This is a genomic window from Kitasatospora sp. MAP12-44 (assembly GCF_029892095.1).
Classification (GTDB): Bacteria; Actinomycetota; Actinomycetes; order Streptomycetales; family Streptomycetaceae; genus Kitasatospora.
Window position 1 is genome coordinate 8,695,303 of sequence record NZ_JARZAE010000004.1, and the last position, 18,422, is coordinate 8,713,724.

The window sequence follows — 18,422 nt, forward strand, 5'->3', positions numbered from 1 at the left end:
GTTGTGCCGGTCCCATTGCTCGACCAGCTCGACCAGCCCGTTCAGCGGGTCAGGCATGCGTCGCACAGGACCCGCATCGCCATCGACCAGCGGCACCAGCACACCCCGCCAGCCGCTTCCGCCTTCCTCTGGCCGCCGTTCACGCCCACTCCACGCCGTGTTCGGCGAGCTGCGCGAGCTGGCCCGGGGTCAGCTTCGACCTCCTGCTTTTCTGGTTGTTGAGCCAGGTTCCCAGGGCGAACTGCTGCACCACGACCTGCTCCTCACCGCCGGGTCCGGTCTCCACGGTCTCCAGCGGCTCCTCGTGCGGGCGGCGGACGCCTGCGTAGCGCTTCCGCTCCACGAACTGGGCGAGGGCCGCCAGGGCCCTGCTGGAACCGGTCCGTGCGGGACACCGTCGGCTTCGCCTCGGCCGCGGCCCGGGGGATGTGCGCGGGCCGTCAGCCGACGGCAAGGTGACGTTCGCCCTTAACGCTTCGGCGCTTGGGCATGGATCCGCCGCGCGTCGTTGACCGGCGCGTTAGCCCTCACCCGATCCCGTGCGACATCCAGTCTGCCGGCGTACAGGTGGGCGGCGGGGCCACCGACCTTGGTCCAGGTGTTCGGGTTGGTCGCATTGTTCCACGCCTGCCCGGTGTTCCACATGTCCACCTCGCTGTGGTCCGCGGAGATCGCGTACAGGTGGCTGTTGCTGGCCGCGAACTCCGCACCCGGCCCACCCACCTGCGTCCAAGCCCTCCCGCTCCCGCTGTACATAGGGGCCGTGTCTGTGGCGTCGGCCACCGGAGCGGGGGTCGCGGGGGCGGCGCCAGCGGGCGCGGCGGAGAGTCCGATGCCGAACAGCCACGCAGCTCGCTGCCCTTGGATCTAGATGGTCGGGGTTCCGTTGTGCGCCGTCAGGTCATAGACGTTGAGGACGCCGGTCGAGGTCACGGAAGAGTCGATCACGTTGCCGTTCGACGCATCGCAGGTGTAGATCGACAGCGTCCCGGTAGTACCGACGCTCGCGTTCGCGCCGCCGGCCATGGCGGGGGTGCTGCTGCTGGCGGTCCAGTCGTACAGGTTGATCGCGCCGGCTGAGGTGATCGAGGTGTCGAACAAGTGCCCGTTCCCATCGCGGGTCAGGACCGACACCGTGCCCTTGCCGTCCACCGCCGCCACCGGGTTACCACTGGTCGCCGGAGTCCCGTTGTGCACCGTCAAGTCATAGACGTTCAGGGCGCCCGCCGAGGTCACCGAGGAGTCGATCACGTGACCGTCGGCCGCGTTGTGCGTGAAGATCGAAAGGGTGCCACTCGGGTCGACGACCGCACTCGCATCGCCGGCCATGGCGGGGGTGCTGCTGCTGGCGGTCCAGTCGTACAGGTTGATCGCGCCGGCTGAGGTGATCGAGGTGTCGAACAAGTGCCCGTTCCCATCACGGGTCAGGACCGACACCGTGCCCTTGCCGTCCACCGCCGCCACCGGGTTACCACTGGTCGCCGGAGTCCCGTTGTGCACCGTCAAGTCATAGACATTGATCACGCCGGCGCTGCTGACCGACGTATCGATGACGTGGCCGTTCGACGCGTCCGCAGTGAAGATGGACGTCGTTCCGCTCTGATCGACGACCGAGGACGCATGAGCGAAGTTATTGACGGTGAACGTGGCTGTGGTCGAGGCAGTAGACGCTGCCCCACCGACGTTCAAGGCCGCGGCGGTGACTGTGTGAACGCCGTCAGCCAGTGTGGTGGAGTCCAGGTACACCGGGAATCCACCGCCGGCCGTCGAGGTGTAGGTTCGGTTGCCGTCGATGGTGTAGACGACCGAGGCCGTATTGCCACTGAGGTCGGTGGACGACAGGGAGACGGTTCCGACCGCTTGCCCCCCGGGCACGCTCACTGTCGGCGTCGACGGCGTGTTGTTCACCGTGATGGTCACCGTCTTGACCGAGTCGATCTGGCTGGTGTTGGTGCCATCGAACGCGGCGGCGGTGATGGTGTGGCCTCCGGCGGACAGGCCGGCGGTGTTGAACGCCAGGTTGTGGGTCGGATTGGCGCCGCCGCCGCTGTCACTGGCGCTGATGAGCCCCGCGCCACCGTTGGCCGCTGGGTTGGTGTCGTCCAGGTAGTACCAGACCTTGCTGGCGGCCGTCTCGCCGGCAGTCAGAGTGACGGTGCCGGAGACGGTCTGGGAGCTGTTGTAGTTGGCCGCGCTGCCGTTCCAGGTGCCAATCGACGTCAGGGTGGCAGTCGGGGTGCCGCCGACGGGGCCGGCGAACCCCTCAACGTAGACCCCGACATTGTTCTCGCTCCAGACGTACTCACCGACCTTGAGGCCGGTGTCCTGACGGACCAGGTACGGGCTTGAGCTGTCTCCTTCGTTACCACCGACGGAGTCGAAGGTTCCGTCGCTGTGGACGTTGGTGACGATGGCGACGTGGCCGTGGCCGCCGTAGATCGTGCTGTCGAAGTACACGGCGTCGCCCACGCGCGGGGCGGTGGACCAGGTGTTGTGGGCCTTGGCGTAGATGTAGAAGCTGCTCGCGCCGTCGCTGAGGTTCCCGTCGACCGTGACGCCGGCCCGGCTCCAGGCCCAGCCGGCGAAGTCGGCGCACCATGCTTGTGCCTGCCCGCTCTGCGGCGGGCTGGCTGCGGTTCCAGGATGGGAGCAGCTGTTGTTCTGGGTGGTGTGCGGCGCGTAGTAGCCAGCGTTGCCGTTGGTGGATCCCGAGGCGGTATTGCTGCACGGGCCCGCACCGAGCTGCGATGTGGCATAGCTGGCGATGTTCTGAGCGGCGGTTGCCGCCGATACCGATCCTATGGGGATCGTGACAAGCGCAGTAGAGCACAGCAGCGCGGTGGTCACGCCGGCGGCTACACGACGTGCGGGTGTGCGAGGCATGGTCAACTCCGGGGGAGACGAGGCGGTCATGGTTATCTGGTGGGTGTCGTCCGGCCGGACGCCGGCGACGGCGCTGATCAGCCGTCCGCCCGACGCTGGATGCGACACGCGGAATGAGCGGATGGCGGCGTGGTCTGGCGGATCGCCGGTGGCGCGAACGTGGTCCAGGCCGTCGGCGAGCGGTGCTTGCGCCCGGATGAGATCGGCGATGGGCCCGGGGTTCCGGGCGGTGACGTGTCTGGGAGTGCGAGACCGGCGGATCGCACTCTGTGTGCGGGCGGGCCGGGCGCGGACGTCCTGGCTCGCCGTTCTTGATGGTGGTGATCCGGTCGCTGGTGGGAGTGTTCGCCCAGGCCGGGGCGGCCGCGAGGACGAGTGACGGCAGGACGACCGCAGAGGCGGTAGGGGTGCTGAGCGGACTGTGGGTACGAGAAGAAGGCGGGGGAACTGGTTCCCCGTGGGCGGCGATGGCCACGATCGGTACGAGCACGGGGCGCACCGGCGGAGAATGCGCCTGGCCGGGTGAGGCAATGCCTCGCCGCCCCTGACGTTGCGTGGGTCGGGCGCGTCGAGCGGCTGTGTCGGCGGGGCGCGGCGGTGGCGCGGGTCCGGACGTGGGGAATGTGCCGGGCTGTGGGGCAGTGGGGCAGTGGGTGAGTCAGTCGTCTGTGTCGAGGGTGGTGGGCGAGGGCTGGGTGCAGGGCTCGGCGGTCCAGCCGGCCAGCCTGGGCGCGGCGGTGATCGCCCGGCTAGCCAGGCGCAGGCTGGTCTCGGGGGCTCGGTGTCCGGCGTGGCGGTGGAACAGGGCGAGGCCGATGGAGCCGGGGTGCGGGCCGGGCCCGGATGTGCTCGAGTTCGTCGTCCGGGTGGGCGTTGGCCCACACGATGTCTGCCGCGATCGCGGGTGGGAGCGTGTCGGCCGGTGTATGCGTGTCGAGCCTGAGCCTCAATCGGATCAGGACGATCTCCACGCTCCTCAGCTCCAGCACGCCGGGCACGCCTGGCCGTCCGTCACCGGGCCGGTGACGGACGGCTGCTCGGCGGCAGCGGCCGCGGCCGCCACCGTCCGGGTCGGCCCCAGCTGCGCGGCGGCCGATCCCGCGGTGCCGACCAGCGCACCCGCGACGGTGCGCAGGACGGCTGCAGTGCGCAGGACGGTGCGAGTGGACGAAAGCATGGCGGTATTCCCCGTTCGGCATCGTGGTGGGCTGCGGACCTGGTCCCGGAGCCGGACTTCGCCGGCTCTGTCGTGCTTCCGGCTGCTGAACAAGAGTCTGGCCGCGGGTTGGGCGGCCCGGAAGCACCCCACGATGGCACTGGGTGGCCTGGCACCATGTGTCCACCCGGGAACGAGTCCGCCGCAGCGCCCTGCGGCGGTCACGCACCGGGTTGCACCGCTTCTGGTCAGAGCCACTGGGCGCTGGACGAACTCGCCGTCGCCGCCTCCGCGGTCCACGTGGCCGACGGCGACACCGGCGCGGCGCTGGCCGCCCTGGACGTCGTCAGCTGCGAATGGCCGCAGCACACCGTGGCCCGGGCCCGGGCACTGCTCGCCGCGGGCCGCGACGGGTCGGCCCTGACGGCGCTCGCCGATCTGCCGTCCGACGGGCGGTCGGCACCGCCCAGCCGGGTGCAGGCGTGTCTGCTGCGGGTCCAGGCCGCGCTCAGGAGCGGCGAATTCGACGAAGCGCACCGCCTGCTGGCGCAGGCCCTCGCGCTGGGCCGGCCCGAGCAGCTGCGGCGCCTGTTCGTGGAGAGCGGGTCCGCTGTCCACGGGCTGCTGCGCCGGGACGCCCAGCTGGCGTGGGCGCACCGCTGGCTGCCGGCGGAGCTGCTCCTGACGAACGGGCGCACCATGGGTGTCGGGCAACCGTCGGGCGTGGTCGAGCCGCTGAGCGAACGGGAGCGGGACGTCCTGAACCAGGCCGTCCGGATGCTGTCGACCGAGGAGATCGCGGCCGAGCTGTTCGTGTCGGTCAACACGGTCAAGACGCATCTCAAGAGCGTGTTCCGCAAGCTGTGCGTCACCCGCCGCAGCGAGGCCGTTCACCCGGCCCAGGAACTCGGCCCGCTGTGAGCGCGGATGCCGGACGGTTTCCCCTGATTCGGGCGAAGCCGTCCGGTGCGCCGGGACCGACGATGGTGGGGCGCCACCGGACTCCCAGCCCCGAGGGGGCATGCATGCGCTACGAATACGGGCTGCTGATCCGCTTCCAGGGGTAGGCCTGCGTGTGCTCGAAATGCGTCAGCTGCCCGAGTGAGCCCCCGCGTTCACTCGCACCCCGGCGCGGTGCGACCGTGGACGGTGGACCGTGCCATGTCCGCCAAGACAAGCAGGAGGAGAGATGGCGACACATCTTCAACCGCCGAGAACACCACGCGACCTGCGCGCGGCGGTCACCGCGGTCCAGGCGGCGTACGACCGCCTGATGGCCGCCCCGCACCCGGACCCCGGGCTGCTGCTCGACCTCCAGCACCACACCCGCGAACTGAACGCCCTGGCCGACCAGGCACGGGGGGAGGCGGCGCACGGGCGCTCGGACCGGATCCACTGCCGCTGCGCGGGCGCCGACCGGGCAGCGGCAGTGGATCATCCAGCACGCCGGCTGACTCACGGTGTCCCGATGCCCCGCCACGCCGACCGGGCCGTGGTGCTGCGGGGCGGGCCGCTGGCGGCCGACAATTGACGACACGTCGATCGGACGTTGTGCCGGGAGGCCGCCGCACTTACGACCTGGTGCGTGATTGCGTCGGCGATGTGACCAGCGGTGTTGTGGGCGGCATGATCTGACGGTGTGACGATCAAGGTGAACCGTGCGGTCCTCGGCCATCGGGTGCTGACCGGCATCTCGCGGCGGCACCTGGCGGATCTGGTCGTCGAACCGGCTACTCCGTGGCAGGCCGTGGTCGAGGGCCGGCGCGACGTTGCCCGCGGTGGAGCACGGCAACGGGCGGCCGGTGCGGGTGCCAGGCATCGGCTCGTGTTCGTCGACCGGGTGACCGTCACGCTCATCCACCTGCGCCACGACTTGCCCCATGCCGTCCTGGCCCTGCTCCTCGGAGTCGACCGCTCCACCGTAAGCCGGGCAATCGGCGAGGTCAGGGGCCTGCTCGCCAACCGCGGTTTCGCCGTGCCCGACCGTCCCGGGGTCCGGTCGCGGACCCTGGCGGACGTCTTTGCCTACGCCCAGGCCGAGGGCGTCGTACTGCGACTGGACGCTACCGAGGTCCAGGTCCGCCGGCCGGCCCCGCATCGCGGTGGGCGGCGGGTCTTCGTCTCCGGCAAGAAGAAGCAGAACACGATGAAGGCCACCGTCGTCGCCGACGCGAAGGGCCGCACCCTGTGGGCTGGCAACCTCCGCCCCGGACGCATGCACGACGCCACCGCGATACGGGGCGAGGGCATCGACGACCTCTTCCGACAGTTCCCCAAGGTCCAAGTGCTTCTCGACGATGGCTACTTGGGACTGCGAAAGGACCATCCTGGCAAGGCCGTCACACCACCGAGGAAACCGAACAAGATCGCCGCGCCGGAAGTCCACGAGGCCCAGGAGCGCCCGCTACGAGCACTCCTCCCAGCGCATTCCCGTCGAACACGCCCTCGTCGACCACAAGCGCTGGAAGGGACTGGCCCGCTGGACCCACCGCCGCGACACCCTCCCGGCCACCTACGTCGCCGTCGCCGGCCTCGTCTCCGACCGCACCGCTACCACCTGACAACGGCCGTCCGTCAGGCCGTCACATCGCCACCGCAGTCACGTACCAGGTCGTTAAGCGTCCAGGAAGGTGTGTACATCGGTGGCGAAGTTCTGGGCGTGCTGGAAGAGGAAGCCGTGGGCGGCGTCTGGGTAGAGCTTCACGCGTGCGTCGGGGATGAGGCTGGCGGTGAGGTGGGAGTACCAGGGAAGGATCATCCGGTCGTCGTCGCCGTTCGCGATGAAGACCGGCTGCTTGATCGCCGCGAGTCGCTGCAGCAGCCCGAAGTTCGGCGTCCCCCACTTCAGGACCGCGTCGTACTGGGCGTTGCGGGTCCGCCAGTTGCTCTGCTCGTCGCGGCCTTCGGTCCGGGCGAAGATCCGGCCGAGGACCTGTTGGCCGGCGGCCCGGCTTCCGAGCGAGTCGGTGAAGAACGCGTGGAGGTAGCCCTCGGGTTGCGTCGTCGGCGCGCCGACCGCGGAGATGATGTCGGGCGCCCAGCCGTGCATCCCCGGGGCGCCCTGCGGCGCCGTCGAGGCCAGCACTACCCGGCTCACCAGCGATGACCTGGTGAGCGTGATCTCTTGGGCGACGAAGCTGCCGATCGAGAACCCGAGCAGGTTGATGCTGTCGAGCCCGAGCGCTTCGGTGAAAGTGATCGCGTCGTCCGCCATCTGGGCGATGGCGTTGGGAGTGGTTCCCGTGGTCGCGGCCACCCCCGCGTTGTCGAAGGTGATGACGTCGCGAGAAGCCGCGAGCGCGTCGACGAGGTCGGGGTCCCAGTTGTCGAGGTTGCCGCGGAAGTGTTGGAGGAGCACCAGCGGGCGCCCTCTCTGCGGCCCCAGGCGTCGGTAGGCGTAGCTGATGCCGTTGGATCCCTCGACGGTCGACGTCTTGGCGTCCAGGTAGCTGTAGCTGTTCTCCATCGTCGTTCCGATCCGTGTGGGTGGCGGCTCTATTCGGCTTCGCGTACGTGGTCGCAGTCGCCGTTGATCCAGCCGGCGATGACCGCGGCGTAGTCGGCGGGGCTCTGCTCCCAGGGGAAGTGGCCGGACTGAAAGCCGGTCAGGCGGCTGCAGGGCAGTCGGGCGCGCAGGTAGACGCCGTTGGACGGCGGGACGAGCGCGTCGTGTTCGGCGTTCATCACCTGCACCGGGGTGGTGATCGAGGGCAGGAGGTCGGCCAGGATGGGAAGTTCGTCCGGGTAGGTGCGCACGTAGCGCGCCGACTGCGCGAATCTGCCGTCCTGGTAGGAGGCGACGTAGTCCTCCCAGACCTCGGGCTCCTCCGCCCTGGGGGCCACCTGTTCCACCGTCGCGCCCACCTGGGCCCGGCTGTCGAACCCGTCCAGGAAGCCGAGGTCGGGGGCGGCGATGATGTTCGCGAGTGATCCGGTCACTTCGAGCGGATACGCGGCCGCGCCGCTGCCGACGATCAGTGAGGCGAGCGTGCCGGGATAGCGGCCGGCCAGGAACAGCGCGGCACTGGTCCCCACGTCGGGGGCGAGCAGGTGGGGCTTGCCCAGGTCCCATTCGCCGATCAGCCGGTGCAGGAACCGGGCCATCGCGGAGGGCCGGAACAGCTCGGTGCGTCCTTCGGAGTGCCCGAACCCGGGCAGGTCGACGGCGACGAGCCGGGCGACCGGCGCGAGCCGGTCCCAGATGCGGCGGAACGCGAACAGGCTCTCGGGCCACGGGCTCGTCATGAGCAGGGTCGGCCCCGGGCCCTCGCCGGTGTCGAGCGTTCGGATGCCCAGACCGTCGGCCGACCTGGTCACCAGCGCATGGCCGGTCATGCTCGTCGTCATCCTGGTCATCCCTTTCGAGGCGTGTCGCCCCTGGAGCTGGGGTGCATTCGCGAGACGCGCCGGGCGGTGTGTACCTCACCAGCACAGCACCCGGCCGGTTGGCCCCGACATCACGCGAATAGGTGATGTCCAGGCGCCATAGGGTCGCTGGTCGCAGCATTCGACCGGTTCCGCGGCGCGGGCGACGACCGCGTCGATCCAGACCTTGAGCCGGGTCCACCTCCCCGAGCGAGGTTGCCCGGCTGGTGCCGGTCACCGGTGTACGCCAGGGCGAACCGCTCTCCGTCGATCTTCAGTTCGGTGCTGGTTCCGCTGAAGGTCTCGTTCGGGACCGGCCGGCGGGGGGCGTTCGCCTCCCGGATGAACCGCGCGGTGAGCTCGTGCGCGATGCCTTCACGTTGTCGCGGACCAGCAGGTGGGCGGGGCCGCCGAGGTTGTGACGTGGTAGCCCACCGACTCCGGGACGTCGGGGCCTTTGGCGAAGTCCGGATCGGAGCGAAGGTCCTCGTGGGTGGTCTCCTTCGTGTCGCGGTCAGGAGCGGTGAGCGCGCGGTGGGATCGGCGCGCGGACCTGCTCGGCGATCCACACCTTGGCGAAGGCCGTCCAGGCGGCCGCGTCGCCTGCGCCCTGGGCGAGGCCGAGGCTGTGCGGGCCGTGCGGGAATACGTGCACGGTGTGCGGGACCTCGTGCGCGGCCAGGGCCGCGGCGAGCCGGTAGGTGTGCTCAGGCGGGACGTAGATGTCCTCGGCGGTGTGCCACAGGAAGAACGGAGGCGACCCGCCGGTCACCAGGGAGTCGAGCGAGGTTGCCCTGCGCAGCTCGGGCGAGGCGTCCTCGCCGAGCAGGATCACGCGCGAGGGCCGGTAGGTCTCTGTCTCCATGGAGGTGATCGCGTAGCCCAGGACGGCGAACTGCACCTGCTCGGCCGGGTCCTCGCTGGGAGCGAGGGCGGCGTGCCCGGCCAGGTGGCCGCCGGCTGAGAAGCCGACCACGCCGATGCGGTCGGCGCCTTGCCCGCGCTGACGCCGGATCTCCGCCCTCAGAGCGTTGAGCGGTTCGGGGTGCCGCGCGTTGAGTGGATACCGGAAGACGCTCGCCGACAGGCCCAGGCTTGAGAGCCAGGCAGCGACCGGCTGCGCCTCGTGCGGGGCGTGCTCGGCATAGCCCCCGCCCGGCAGCACGATCACGTGCGCCGCCCAGGGCCGCTCGCTCCCACTCCGGCCGTGTTCCGCCGGCCGGGTGTCGGGTCGATCGCTCACCGCGCACCACCTCCGCACCTGCCCGCGGACGCCGCAACCGACCCCGATCCGCCGGGCTCTACCAAGAAAGGTCACCACTGCGCCGGCCGCGCCGACATCACGCGAACAGGTGAGGCGACTACTTCGCGGGCGCGTTCCCGCAGCTCACGCCGTGGGGCTCACGTATTTGGGTGATGTCGCGACACTCGGCCACGGGGCGACGATGTGGCTGTCTCCCACAGGTGACCGACACAGGTGACCGATTGGACGGAGCATCATGTCAACGGACTCTTCCCTCAGCTACGACGTGTTCGTCGCCGACCCGACGCCGATGAACGACTCCGCACCGCTGCCCACCGGGGAGCCGCGCCTCTACCAGCCGATCGCGGTCACGCTCGTCCACGGTACGCGCGACGCCGTGCTCGTCGACCCGCCGCTGACGACAGCGCAGGCCCAAGCGGTCGGCGACTGGGTCCAGGCGCACGGCAGGCGCCTGACGCACATCGTCGCCACCCACGGACACGGCGACCACTGGTTCACCGCCGACGTTCTCGCCCGGCGCTTCGGCGCGCAAGTGGTCGCCTCTGCGTCCGCCATCGAGCAGATGCACCTCAACGTGTCCGCCCGCGAGGTTCTGTGGGACGCGCTGTGGCCGGGGCAGATCCCCGCCTCGCCCGTCACCGCCGTCCCCGCGCCCGGCGGCCGCATCAGCCTCGAAGGGCACGACCTCACCCTCGTGGACGTGGGGCACGCGGACAGCGACGACTGCAGCGTGCTGCACGTGCCCGACCTCAACCTGGTGGTGGCCGGGGATGTGATCTACAACGGCGTCCACCTGTACCTCGGGGAATCAGGTGGCGAGTTCGGCTCCTGGCGCGCCTGCATCGACGCCGTCGAGGCCCTGGAGCCGCGCCACATCGTCGCCAGCCACCAGAACCCGATCCTGGACGACGACGCCCGACGCCTCATCGCCGAGACCCGCCAGTACCTCGACACCGCACAAGACGCCCTGGCCAGATACGGCAGCCCGGTCGGGTTCTTCCACGCGATGGACGAGCGCTACCCCGAGCGACTGGGCCACACCGTGCTGTGGGTCAGCGCGCGAGCGCTCTACCTCGCCCGCGAGGGCGGAGACCCCTTGCAGAACCTGCTGACCGCCTGGCTGTGACCGGCGGTCGCGCGACGACACGGACGCCGTGCCCCCCACGAAGCGAGGAAGTGTGATGAGTGACCTGCTGGATCTCGTACTCCGCGCCCACGGCGGGCTCAGCCGGTGGCAGGCGGCGACTGTCATCCACGCGAAGGGCGCCGTCGGCGGGCTGTTGTGGACCCTCGTCGGCCAGGAGGGGATCCTCGCCGACGCCGACATGACCGTCGATGTCCACCGCCAGCGGCTGGTCTTCACCGGCTTCACGCGCCCGCAGCTGCGCGGCGTGTTCACCCCCGACCACGTCGAGATCCTCGGGCCGAACGGCGCGGTCGTCGCCGCCCGGTCAACCCCGCGCGACGCCTTCGCAGGCCTGGGTGAAGGCGACCCGTGGGACGAACTCCACGTGCTCTACTTCGCCGGCTACGCCCTGTGGAACTACCTCACCGCGCCCTACCTGCTCACCCGCCCCGGCGTCCATGTCACGGAGCTGGAGCCGTGGCGGGGGGCCGACCAGGACTGGCGGCGCCTGCGCGCGCAGTTCCCGGCAGAGGTGGCCACGCACTGCACCGAGCAGGACTTCTACTACGACCAGGCCGGCCTGCTGCGCCGCCACGACTACGCGCCCGACGTGCTCGGCGGGACCCCCGCCGCGCACCTCGTCGAGCGGCACATCACCGCGTCCGGGCTGGTCTTCCCCACCCACCGGTACATCGTGCCCGTCGACCAGGACGGGCAGGCCGCATCGGAGCCGGTCCTCATCTCGATCGACCTCGACGAGGTGCACGTCGCATGACCGAGCCGGGCAGCCCGCGAGGCTCACCAGCCCGAGCAGGCCGCGGCCACCGGCGGAGCCGCCGGCGCCGCGTCAGCTGTTCAACTGATCAAGCGCGGTCATCCAGTTCTCGATGTGGTAGCAGTTCGCGAGCTTGCCGTCGCGGACGGTGAAGATGTCGATCGCCATCGTCTTGAAGGACTTGCCGGTGGGAGCTGCGCCCCAGAACTCCGCCACCGGCGTCCCTGCCGCCCGCCCGCGCACGATGACCTTGTCGTCGATGACGTGCATGTCGACGACCTCCCACGTGAGGTCGGGGACAGCCCTGCCCATCGACTCGAACACGTCGGCGAGCTGGTCGCGCGTCAGGAAGTCCTCGTTCGTGTGGTGCGATTCGTAGTCTTCGACGCACGCCCGGGCCAGCAGGCCCGGCACGTCCTTCTCCGCCGGTCGGTTCAGGGAGTCGTAGAACGGAGCGGTGATCCGCCGCGCTTCTTCGACAGTGAGAACCGACTTGTTGATGGTCGTCAAGTGGTCAACTCCTTGGGCGTCAGCTCCGGCCACCGAAGGGCGGCCGGTTCAGGTCGACTCCGTCGCGCCCCTTCAGCCTGATGTTCCGTCAAGTGCAGCAGGGCAAGGAGGCGTTCACGTCATGGCCTTGAGTCTTCTGCAGGACCGAGCGGACGTCCCTCACCTGAATGGGTGAGAGGAGTCCGCCGGACACTGCCACCCCGTCGCGGCCGACGCCCGTCTGGCGCACGTCACCGGTGGAGCCGGTACTGGGCGAGGCAGCCCACGGCCGCGACGGCGAGGATGACGACGCCGTAGCCCAGAACGGTGGCCAGCAGGCCGACCGGGGCGATCAGGAGCCCCGCGATGATCGCCGGGATGCCGAAGCTCAGGTAGGCGACCACGTATACGGACGCGAACAGCCCGGCTCGCTGGTGCGGTTCGGCGAGCGGGGCGATCTGGCGGATCGCGCCGGAGAACGAGGCACCGAACCCAACCCCACCGATGATGCCGCCCAGCCACAGCAGGCCGAGCACACCGGCGCCGACACCCGCCTCGATCACCGCGGTCCCCAGCAGCACGCCGACCGTGCCGACCAGAATGGTGCGCCGCGTGCTCAGGCGTCCGAGGAAGAGACCCGCCGCGGCCGCGGCCGCCGGCTCGACGAACGCGGTGGCGCCGTTCAGCAGGCCGCTGTGCAGGTGCAGGATGTTCTCGATGATCGTGGGCACCAGGCCCATGAACAGTCCCGCGAGCATCCATGCGGCCATGTGGACCGGGACGGCCGCCACGAACTCACGGCGCGCCGCCGCCGGCACGGAGACACGTGGGATCAGCGAGCGTACGGCTCCCGGCTTTCCGGGAGCGGTCTCGTGGGAGAAGACGGTGACCGCCGTGCCGACGGCCATGACGACCGCGAGGGCGCTGAAGACGATCAGACCGGCGCGGCTGCTGAACTGGACTGCCGCACCGGTCAGCAGGGCGCCCAGGCCCAGCCCGCCGGCCGGGGCGATGCTGGTGACGATCGTGCTGAGCCTCTTGTGCCGCTCCGGGGCGTGTTCGACGACCGAGGCCGAGAACGCGCTGGTGGCGGCGCCGGTGGCGATGCCTTGGACGGTGCGCGCAGCGATGACCCAGCCGATGCCAGGGGCGAGTGCGAACATCACCATCGCCCCGAGCTCTACCAGGAGCGATCCGATCAGGATCGGGCGGCGCCCGATGTGGTCGGACAGCGACCCGGCGACCAGCAGGGCGGCCAGCAGGCCGATGGCGTAGGCGGCGAAGGCCACCGTCAGCACCCAGGCGGGGAAGTGCCAGTGCTGCTCGAAGACGACCAGGAGCGGGGTGGGCGCGCCGGCGGCCACGTAGAGCGCCGCGAACGCGGCCGCGGAGCCGGCGAACGCCAGGTGGGAGGGAAGCCGCCGGTGGGGCCGGCCGACGGTCGGCACCGCGAGGCCGGAGCCAAGGACCCGCTCCGCTTCGGTGATGGTCATGATGGGCATCTCCTAAAGCCAAGATGTGTGCCTTAGGAGTCAACATAGACCAATCCCTTCTTATTGCCAAGGAGTGTGCGTTAGTCTGGTTGCATGAGTGCAGAACCGTCTCCCAGACGCCGCACGGGTGGCCGCAGCGCGGTGGTGCTGACCTCGATTCGCAACGCGGTCGAGGAGCTGATCGCCGAGCAGGGCAGCGACGCGGTCACGATCCCGATGGTCGCCGAGCGCGCGGGGGTGAACCATACGAGCATCTACCGCAGGTGGGGGGATGCCCGGACCATGATCAACGACCTGGCGACCTACCGGCTCGACCCGGACCGACCGCTTGCCGACACCGGGGACGTGCGGGCCGACCTGGCCGCGTGGGCGCAGGAGCTGCTCGACCACTACGGCCTGCCGGTGAACGCCGCCCTCCTGCGCGGCGGGGCCGCCGCGGCCGGGGAGGGCGAGTCGGACTGCCTGCGCGACCGCCGGGCCGAAGCGGCCGCCTTCGCCGCCAGGCCTGGTGTCGGATTCAGCGGCGACGACGTCATCGACAAGGTGGTCGCCCCGATCATCTACCGGGTGATCTTCCTGCCCTGGACGCTGTCCGAAGTGGACGCCCGGTCGCTCGTCAACCAACTGGGCGACGGCTCGGACTGATCGTATGTCGTATGTTCACCAAGTGCTTTGATGGCTCGTCAGCAGAGTCAGGGAGTGGTGTGGATGCAGCCCCAAACGTTGCGCGGCCGAAGCGAGTCGATGGAGAGGGCGCTGGCTGTGGTCCGCGCCGCCAGCCGGCACGGCTCGGGCGGAGTGGTGCTGGTCAGCGGAGCGGCGGGCATCGGCAAGACCGCGCTGGTGCTGGAGGTGTGCCGGCAGGCCGGACGGATCCAGGTCCGCCCCGCTCTTGGCACCTGCGACCCGATCGAGCAGGTCAGTCCGGGTGCACCGCTGATCACCGCGCTGCGCTCGGGCCGCGAGCCGCTGATCACCGCCGAGGAGTACCAGCAGATCGTCGCAGTCCTGCACGAACCGCTGCTCCTGGTCGAGGCCGTCGCCTCGGCCCTGGAGCGCGCCGCTTCCCGGGGGCCGATCCTCATCGCGATCGACGACGTCCAGTGGGTCGACCGCGTCAGCGCCTTCGTCGTGCGGACTCTGCTCTCCCGCCTGCTCGGGCTGCCCGTGGTCTGGCTGCTGGCCACCCGCGAGGACGGCGCTGAGGTCCTCGGCCCCGTACAGACGCGTCTGGAGCACATCAGCCTCGCGCCGCTGACCCCGGCTGACCTGGCGGCCATCGCGCAGGACCGTCTGGGACGGCGGCCCGACGAGCGAACCCGCCGGTTCCTGGATGCCTCCGCGGGCAACCCGCTGCTGGCCATCGACGTCCTGGACAACCTGACCCGCGCGGCGGCCCGCGGCGTACCGGACACCGTGCCCGAGGAGTTCGGCGCCGCGATCGCGGGCCGGCTCGCCGCGCTGCCCGACCAGGCGCGCGCGCTGGTCGAACTGGTCGCGGTCTGCGGACGCCCGCTGGCGGTGCAGGAGGCGCTGCGCTTCTCAAGGGATTCCGGCGGCTCGGGGACCGACAGCGAACTCGCAGCGGCCCTGGATTCCGCTCTGATCACCCTCGCCGACCAGGCCCTGACGTCGCGTCACGACCTCGTGCGCGAGGCGGTGTGCGCGGCCATGCCGCAGACGCACGTCCGTACCCTGCACCGCCGCTTCGCCGAACACCATCTGGCCGCCGGCCACGCGTTGCTGGCCGCACCGCACGCCCGCGCCGCCGTGACCAGCGGCGACACGGTCAGCGCGCGGATCCTGATCACGGCAGCCGAGGAACTGGCTGCCGCCAGCTCCAAGGATGCGGGCGACCTGGCCGCGCTCGCCTTCCGTACCGTGCGACCGCAGCAGCCGCAATGGCTGGAGCTGAGTCGACGCTGCCTGTCCGTGCTGTGCCGCACCCAGCGCGCCGGGGATGCCATCGCCGTGGCGGACGCCATCCTCGCGCACGTGGACGACCCTGACCTGGCCGGCGCGGTCGAGAGCGAGGCCGCACGTGCCCTGTGGCTGGGCGGCCGGCTCGGCGAACTGCTCGCGCGCATCCGGCCGATCCTCGACACCGGCACGCTCACCCCGGCGGTGAGCGCCCGCCTCACCGCCGCCCACGCCCTGGCGGACACCCGGCTGCTGACCGGCGCCCGCGCCGCACACGAGGCCGCCGCCGCCCTCGAACTGGCCCGTGCGAGCGGGGACCGCGACGCGCTCGCCATGGCTCTGCACGCCGTCGGCGAAGCCGCCCGCAACGAAGGGCGCCACCAAGAAGCCCTGCGCAGCTTCCGGGAACTGCGCGCCCTCGCCGGGCCGCAGCAGCTCGCTGAAGAGGTCACCGCGCTGCAGTTCCTGGACCGCTACGACCACGCGCAGATCCTGATGGACGAGGTGCGGTCCGACGCCGCCTTCACCACCGGGTCGATCCTCCCGGCGCTCCACTACGCCCAGATGTGGCAGGACTTCAACCTGGGCCGCAGCGACGACGCGGAATCCTCGGCACGGACCCTGCTCGACCTGGGCCAGCAGCTCGGCAACGGCGTCTACGCACTGGACGCGATCATCGTGCAGATTTCCCTGGCGCTACTGCGCGGTGACACCCGCAGTGCCGCGATCCTGCTGGCGGAGGCCGACCGGCTCAGCGACACCGACGACGACGTACGCCGCCCGGGGCTGACCGTGATGCGCGGCTGGCTCGCGGCCGCCCGGGGCGACGTCGCCACGGCACTGGAGGTTCTCGGGCCGGTGGCGTCCGGCGCTGCCACCACGTGCAACTACTGGCCGCTGTGGCCGTGCTGGATGGGCCTGTTCTTCGAGATCGGCGCCGCCGCCTCGGACGGGGCGTTCTCCTCGGTCGTCGTCCAGGTCGCCGAGCTCGCCGCATCTCGCAACCCTGGCGTGGCCAGCTTCGAGGGTGTGGCCCTGAGCCTGCGCGGGCGGGAGAAGGGCGACTTGGCCATGCTGGCGGAGAGCGCCCGGGTGCTCGCGCGCAGCCCAAGGCCCCTGCTGCGCGCCTACGGAGCAGATCGCTACGGGCGCGCCCTGCTGGCCGACGGGCAGCAGGAGGCGGCCCTGGCGCAGCTCGACCAGGCGTGGGACGACTACGACCGGATGGACGCTCGGGTCTACCGGGACGACGTCCAACGGGTGCTGTGCGAGGCCGGCGCCCGCCGGACGAACTGGCCCACGGCCCCTCCTCGGCCCGACACCGGCTGGGGCGCCCTGACTGGTGCGGAACGCCGGGTGGCGCGGTTGATCGCCGAGGGGCACTCCAACCGGTCCGCCGCCGGCGAACTCGGGGTGTCGGTCAACACGGTTGGGACCCACCTGCGTGTGGTCTTCGGCAAGCTCGGTGTCCAGTCGCGCGTCCAACTGGCCAACGCTCTGCACCGGGCCGAAGCGGACGTACCGTCCGACTGAGGCCGCCCACACGCGCCCTGGGCCCCGGGTCCCCGGCCGTGGTCCTTGCTGATGGTCGCCAGCGGGCCGCCGGGGTCGGCGAGGGCGCCGGTCGCCATGGGGAACCAGGGGATGAAGGCGAGGTCGTGGCGCTCGCAGTAGGCCAGGACGTCCTCGGAGGCGAGGTGGGCGCGAACGAGCCGGCGCAGCACCCGCACCGCCTCGCCGAGGTCCTTGGGCTCGCCCCAGACGCCCGGACCGGTGATGCGCATCGCGTCGAACCCGAGGCGGTGCACCGGCAAGTCGGCGCCGAGGAGGAATCTGCCGGAGGCCGCTGCGGGGGAAGGGGTGGTGGTCACGTCGGTTCCTGCCTTCCACGTGGGCTGACAGGCGGGGACGGCGACAGGGATCGTCGGCCCCGATGTGAGCCACAGTTCCACCTCCCGCCCCGCTGCTCCCTCACCTGTTCAGGCCACCTGAAGGCAGTCCTCACCTATTCGTGTGAGGGAAACCCGGCCCCAGGCGACGGAAGATTCCTGGACCAGGAGAACCCACCCTGTCACGCCGCCTGCCCGGGTGAAAGAAGGCACCGATGGACCAGGTCGACCGGCGCGGTGAACCCGGCGAGCGGCTGGTCGCCTCCTACGGGCCCGCAGAGTACCTGGGCGAGATCGGCATGCTGACCGGCGAGCGAGCCCACTTCGCCGGCCTGATGAGCAGCCCCGGCCGCGTGCTGCGCGTCCCCGCGGAGCGGATCCAAACGCTGGTGACCCAGGACCCGGAGCTCAGCGACCATATCCTGCGCACCTTCCTGGAACGCCGAGCGAGCCTGCAGCGCAAGGGCAGCGGACCGACGCTGATCGGGTCGCGGTACGACGAACGGCGCCGGGCACTGGTCCAGCTGTTCTCCCTCAACCGGATGGGCGTGACCCAGACGTCCTGGGCCCATAGCCGCCGCAGTGACGGCACGTCACCCCTTACCCAAGGAGCAAAGACCATGCCCATGATCGACGTCTACGCCGCCGCCGGGACCTTCGCCGACACCAGGAAGCTCACCCAGGACCTCGCGGCGACGCTGAAGGAGGTCGAGCAGGTGCCCGACATCCCGATGTTCCGCCAGAACACCGCCGCGTTCGTGCACGAGATGCCGGAGGACCACCTGGCCAACGTCGACGGCGACAGCACCTACGTCCGCGTTCAGGTGCTGACCAACGCGGGCGCCCTGGACCGCGACAAGCAGCTCGCCGTGGTGCGCAGGCTGACCGACCTTGTCGCCCAGGCCGCCGCCGACCCGACCATTGCGGAGCGCACCTGGGTGCTCCTGACCGAGGCCCCGGACGGCGGCTGGGGGCTCGCGGGAAAGGCCCACACCAACGCGGACCTCGTCGCGGCCGCCCGCGCCCAGATCGCCGAGATCGGCGCCAAGAAGCCCTGACCAC

At 70.7% G+C, this 18,422-nt stretch carries 16 protein-coding genes and 1 pseudogene; 8 read left to right on the plus strand and 9 right to left on the minus strand.

Translation table 11 applies throughout. The features are described from left to right. Positions 1 to 139: 139 nt before the first annotated feature. From P3T34_RS39140 to P3T34_RS39155, 4 genes are all read right to left on the minus strand, one after another. On the minus strand, positions 140 to 343 hold the full coding sequence (locus P3T34_RS39140) for a helicase associated domain-containing protein (protein ID WP_280671543.1): 204 nt from the start codon (positions 341 to 343) through the stop codon (positions 140 to 142). Positions 344 to 468: 125 nt separating this feature from the next. Next, on the minus strand, positions 469 to 723 hold the full coding sequence (locus tag P3T34_RS39145; protein ID WP_280671545.1) for a hypothetical protein: 255 nt from the start codon (positions 721 to 723) through the stop codon (positions 469 to 471). 144 nt (positions 724 to 867) lie between these two features. Then, a complete protein-coding gene (locus P3T34_RS39150; RefSeq protein WP_280671547.1) occupies positions 868 to 2,847 on the minus strand; it encodes a CHAP domain-containing protein in 1,980 nt (659 codons plus the stop codon). 1,012 nt (positions 2,848 to 3,859) lie between these two features. Next, the gene (locus P3T34_RS39155; protein ID WP_280671549.1) at positions 3,860 to 4,060 is read right to left on the minus strand and encodes a hypothetical protein; all 201 of its coding nucleotides are present in this window, start codon (positions 4,058 to 4,060) and stop codon (positions 3,860 to 3,862) included. Positions 4,061 to 4,216: 156 nt separating this feature from the next. Between P3T34_RS39155 and P3T34_RS39160 the strand changes: the two genes are divergently transcribed. The 3 genes and pseudogenes from P3T34_RS39160 to P3T34_RS39170 all read left to right on the plus strand — a co-directional run bounded on the left by P3T34_RS39160 (position 4,217) and on the right by P3T34_RS39170 (position 6,600). Further along, positions 4,217 to 4,960 carry a helix-turn-helix transcriptional regulator gene (locus tag P3T34_RS39160; RefSeq protein WP_280671551.1) on the plus strand — a complete coding sequence of 248 codons (744 nt, stop codon included), beginning with the start codon at positions 4,217 to 4,219 and terminating at the stop codon, positions 4,958 to 4,960. A gap of 268 nt (positions 4,961 to 5,228) precedes the next feature. Next, complete coding sequence (locus P3T34_RS39165) at positions 5,229 to 5,570, plus strand: hypothetical protein (RefSeq protein ID WP_280671552.1); 342 nt, start codon at positions 5,229 to 5,231, stop codon at positions 5,568 to 5,570. Between the two features lie 108 nt (positions 5,571 to 5,678). Beyond that, a pseudogene (locus tag P3T34_RS39170) lies at positions 5,679 to 6,600 on the plus strand (transposase family protein). Between the two features lie 53 nt (positions 6,601 to 6,653). Here the strand turns inward: P3T34_RS39170 and P3T34_RS39175 are convergent. From P3T34_RS39175 to P3T34_RS39185, 3 genes are all read right to left on the minus strand, one after another. Continuing rightward, positions 6,654 to 7,505 carry an alpha/beta hydrolase gene (locus tag P3T34_RS39175; RefSeq protein WP_280671554.1) on the minus strand — a complete coding sequence of 284 codons (852 nt, stop codon included), beginning with the start codon at positions 7,503 to 7,505 and terminating at the stop codon, positions 6,654 to 6,656. A 29-nt stretch (positions 7,506 to 7,534) separates the two neighbouring features. After that, entirely contained in the window at positions 7,535 to 8,386 is an 852-nt protein-coding gene (locus P3T34_RS39180; RefSeq protein ID WP_280671556.1) for an alpha/beta hydrolase, read from the minus strand. A 532-nt stretch (positions 8,387 to 8,918) separates the two neighbouring features. Further along, positions 8,919 to 9,647: an alpha/beta hydrolase gene (locus P3T34_RS39185; RefSeq protein ID WP_280671558.1), complete on the minus strand. Its 729-nt coding sequence runs from the start codon at positions 9,645 to 9,647 to the stop codon at positions 8,919 to 8,921. 256 nt (positions 9,648 to 9,903) lie between these two features. Between P3T34_RS39185 and P3T34_RS39190 the strand changes: the two genes are divergently transcribed. Continuing rightward, complete coding sequence (locus tag P3T34_RS39190; protein ID WP_280671561.1) at positions 9,904 to 10,794, plus strand: MBL fold metallo-hydrolase; 891 nt, start codon at positions 9,904 to 9,906, stop codon at positions 10,792 to 10,794. Positions 10,795 to 10,849: 55 nt separating this feature from the next. Beyond that, positions 10,850 to 11,569: a hypothetical protein gene (locus P3T34_RS39195; RefSeq protein ID WP_280671562.1), complete on the plus strand. Its 720-nt coding sequence runs from the start codon at positions 10,850 to 10,852 to the stop codon at positions 11,567 to 11,569. 72 nt (positions 11,570 to 11,641) lie between these two features. Here P3T34_RS39195 and P3T34_RS39200 read toward each other — a convergent pair whose 3' ends face one another. Then, positions 11,642 to 12,079, minus strand: a complete 438-nt coding sequence (locus tag P3T34_RS39200) for an ester cyclase (protein ID WP_280671564.1) — start codon at positions 12,077 to 12,079, stop codon at positions 11,642 to 11,644. Positions 12,080 to 12,309: 230 nt separating this feature from the next. Further along, entirely contained in the window at positions 12,310 to 13,551 is a 1,242-nt protein-coding gene (locus P3T34_RS39205) for an MFS transporter (RefSeq protein WP_280671566.1), read from the minus strand. 93 nt (positions 13,552 to 13,644) lie between these two features. Here P3T34_RS39205 and P3T34_RS39210 point away from each other — a divergent pair, with 93 nt between their 5' ends. From P3T34_RS39210 to P3T34_RS39220, 3 genes are all read left to right on the plus strand, one after another. Continuing rightward, the gene (locus P3T34_RS39210; protein WP_280671568.1) at positions 13,645 to 14,196 is read left to right on the plus strand and encodes a TetR/AcrR family transcriptional regulator; all 552 of its coding nucleotides are present in this window, start codon (positions 13,645 to 13,647) and stop codon (positions 14,194 to 14,196) included. Positions 14,197 to 14,259: 63 nt separating this feature from the next. Continuing rightward, the gene (locus P3T34_RS39215; protein WP_280671570.1) at positions 14,260 to 17,004 is read left to right on the plus strand and encodes an AAA family ATPase; all 2,745 of its coding nucleotides are present in this window, start codon (positions 14,260 to 14,262) and stop codon (positions 17,002 to 17,004) included. Positions 17,005 to 17,575: 571 nt separating this feature from the next. Continuing rightward, on the plus strand, positions 17,576 to 18,418 hold the full coding sequence (locus P3T34_RS39220) for a hypothetical protein (RefSeq protein ID WP_280671572.1): 843 nt from the start codon (positions 17,576 to 17,578) through the stop codon (positions 18,416 to 18,418). Positions 18,419 to 18,422 lie beyond the last annotated feature (4 nt).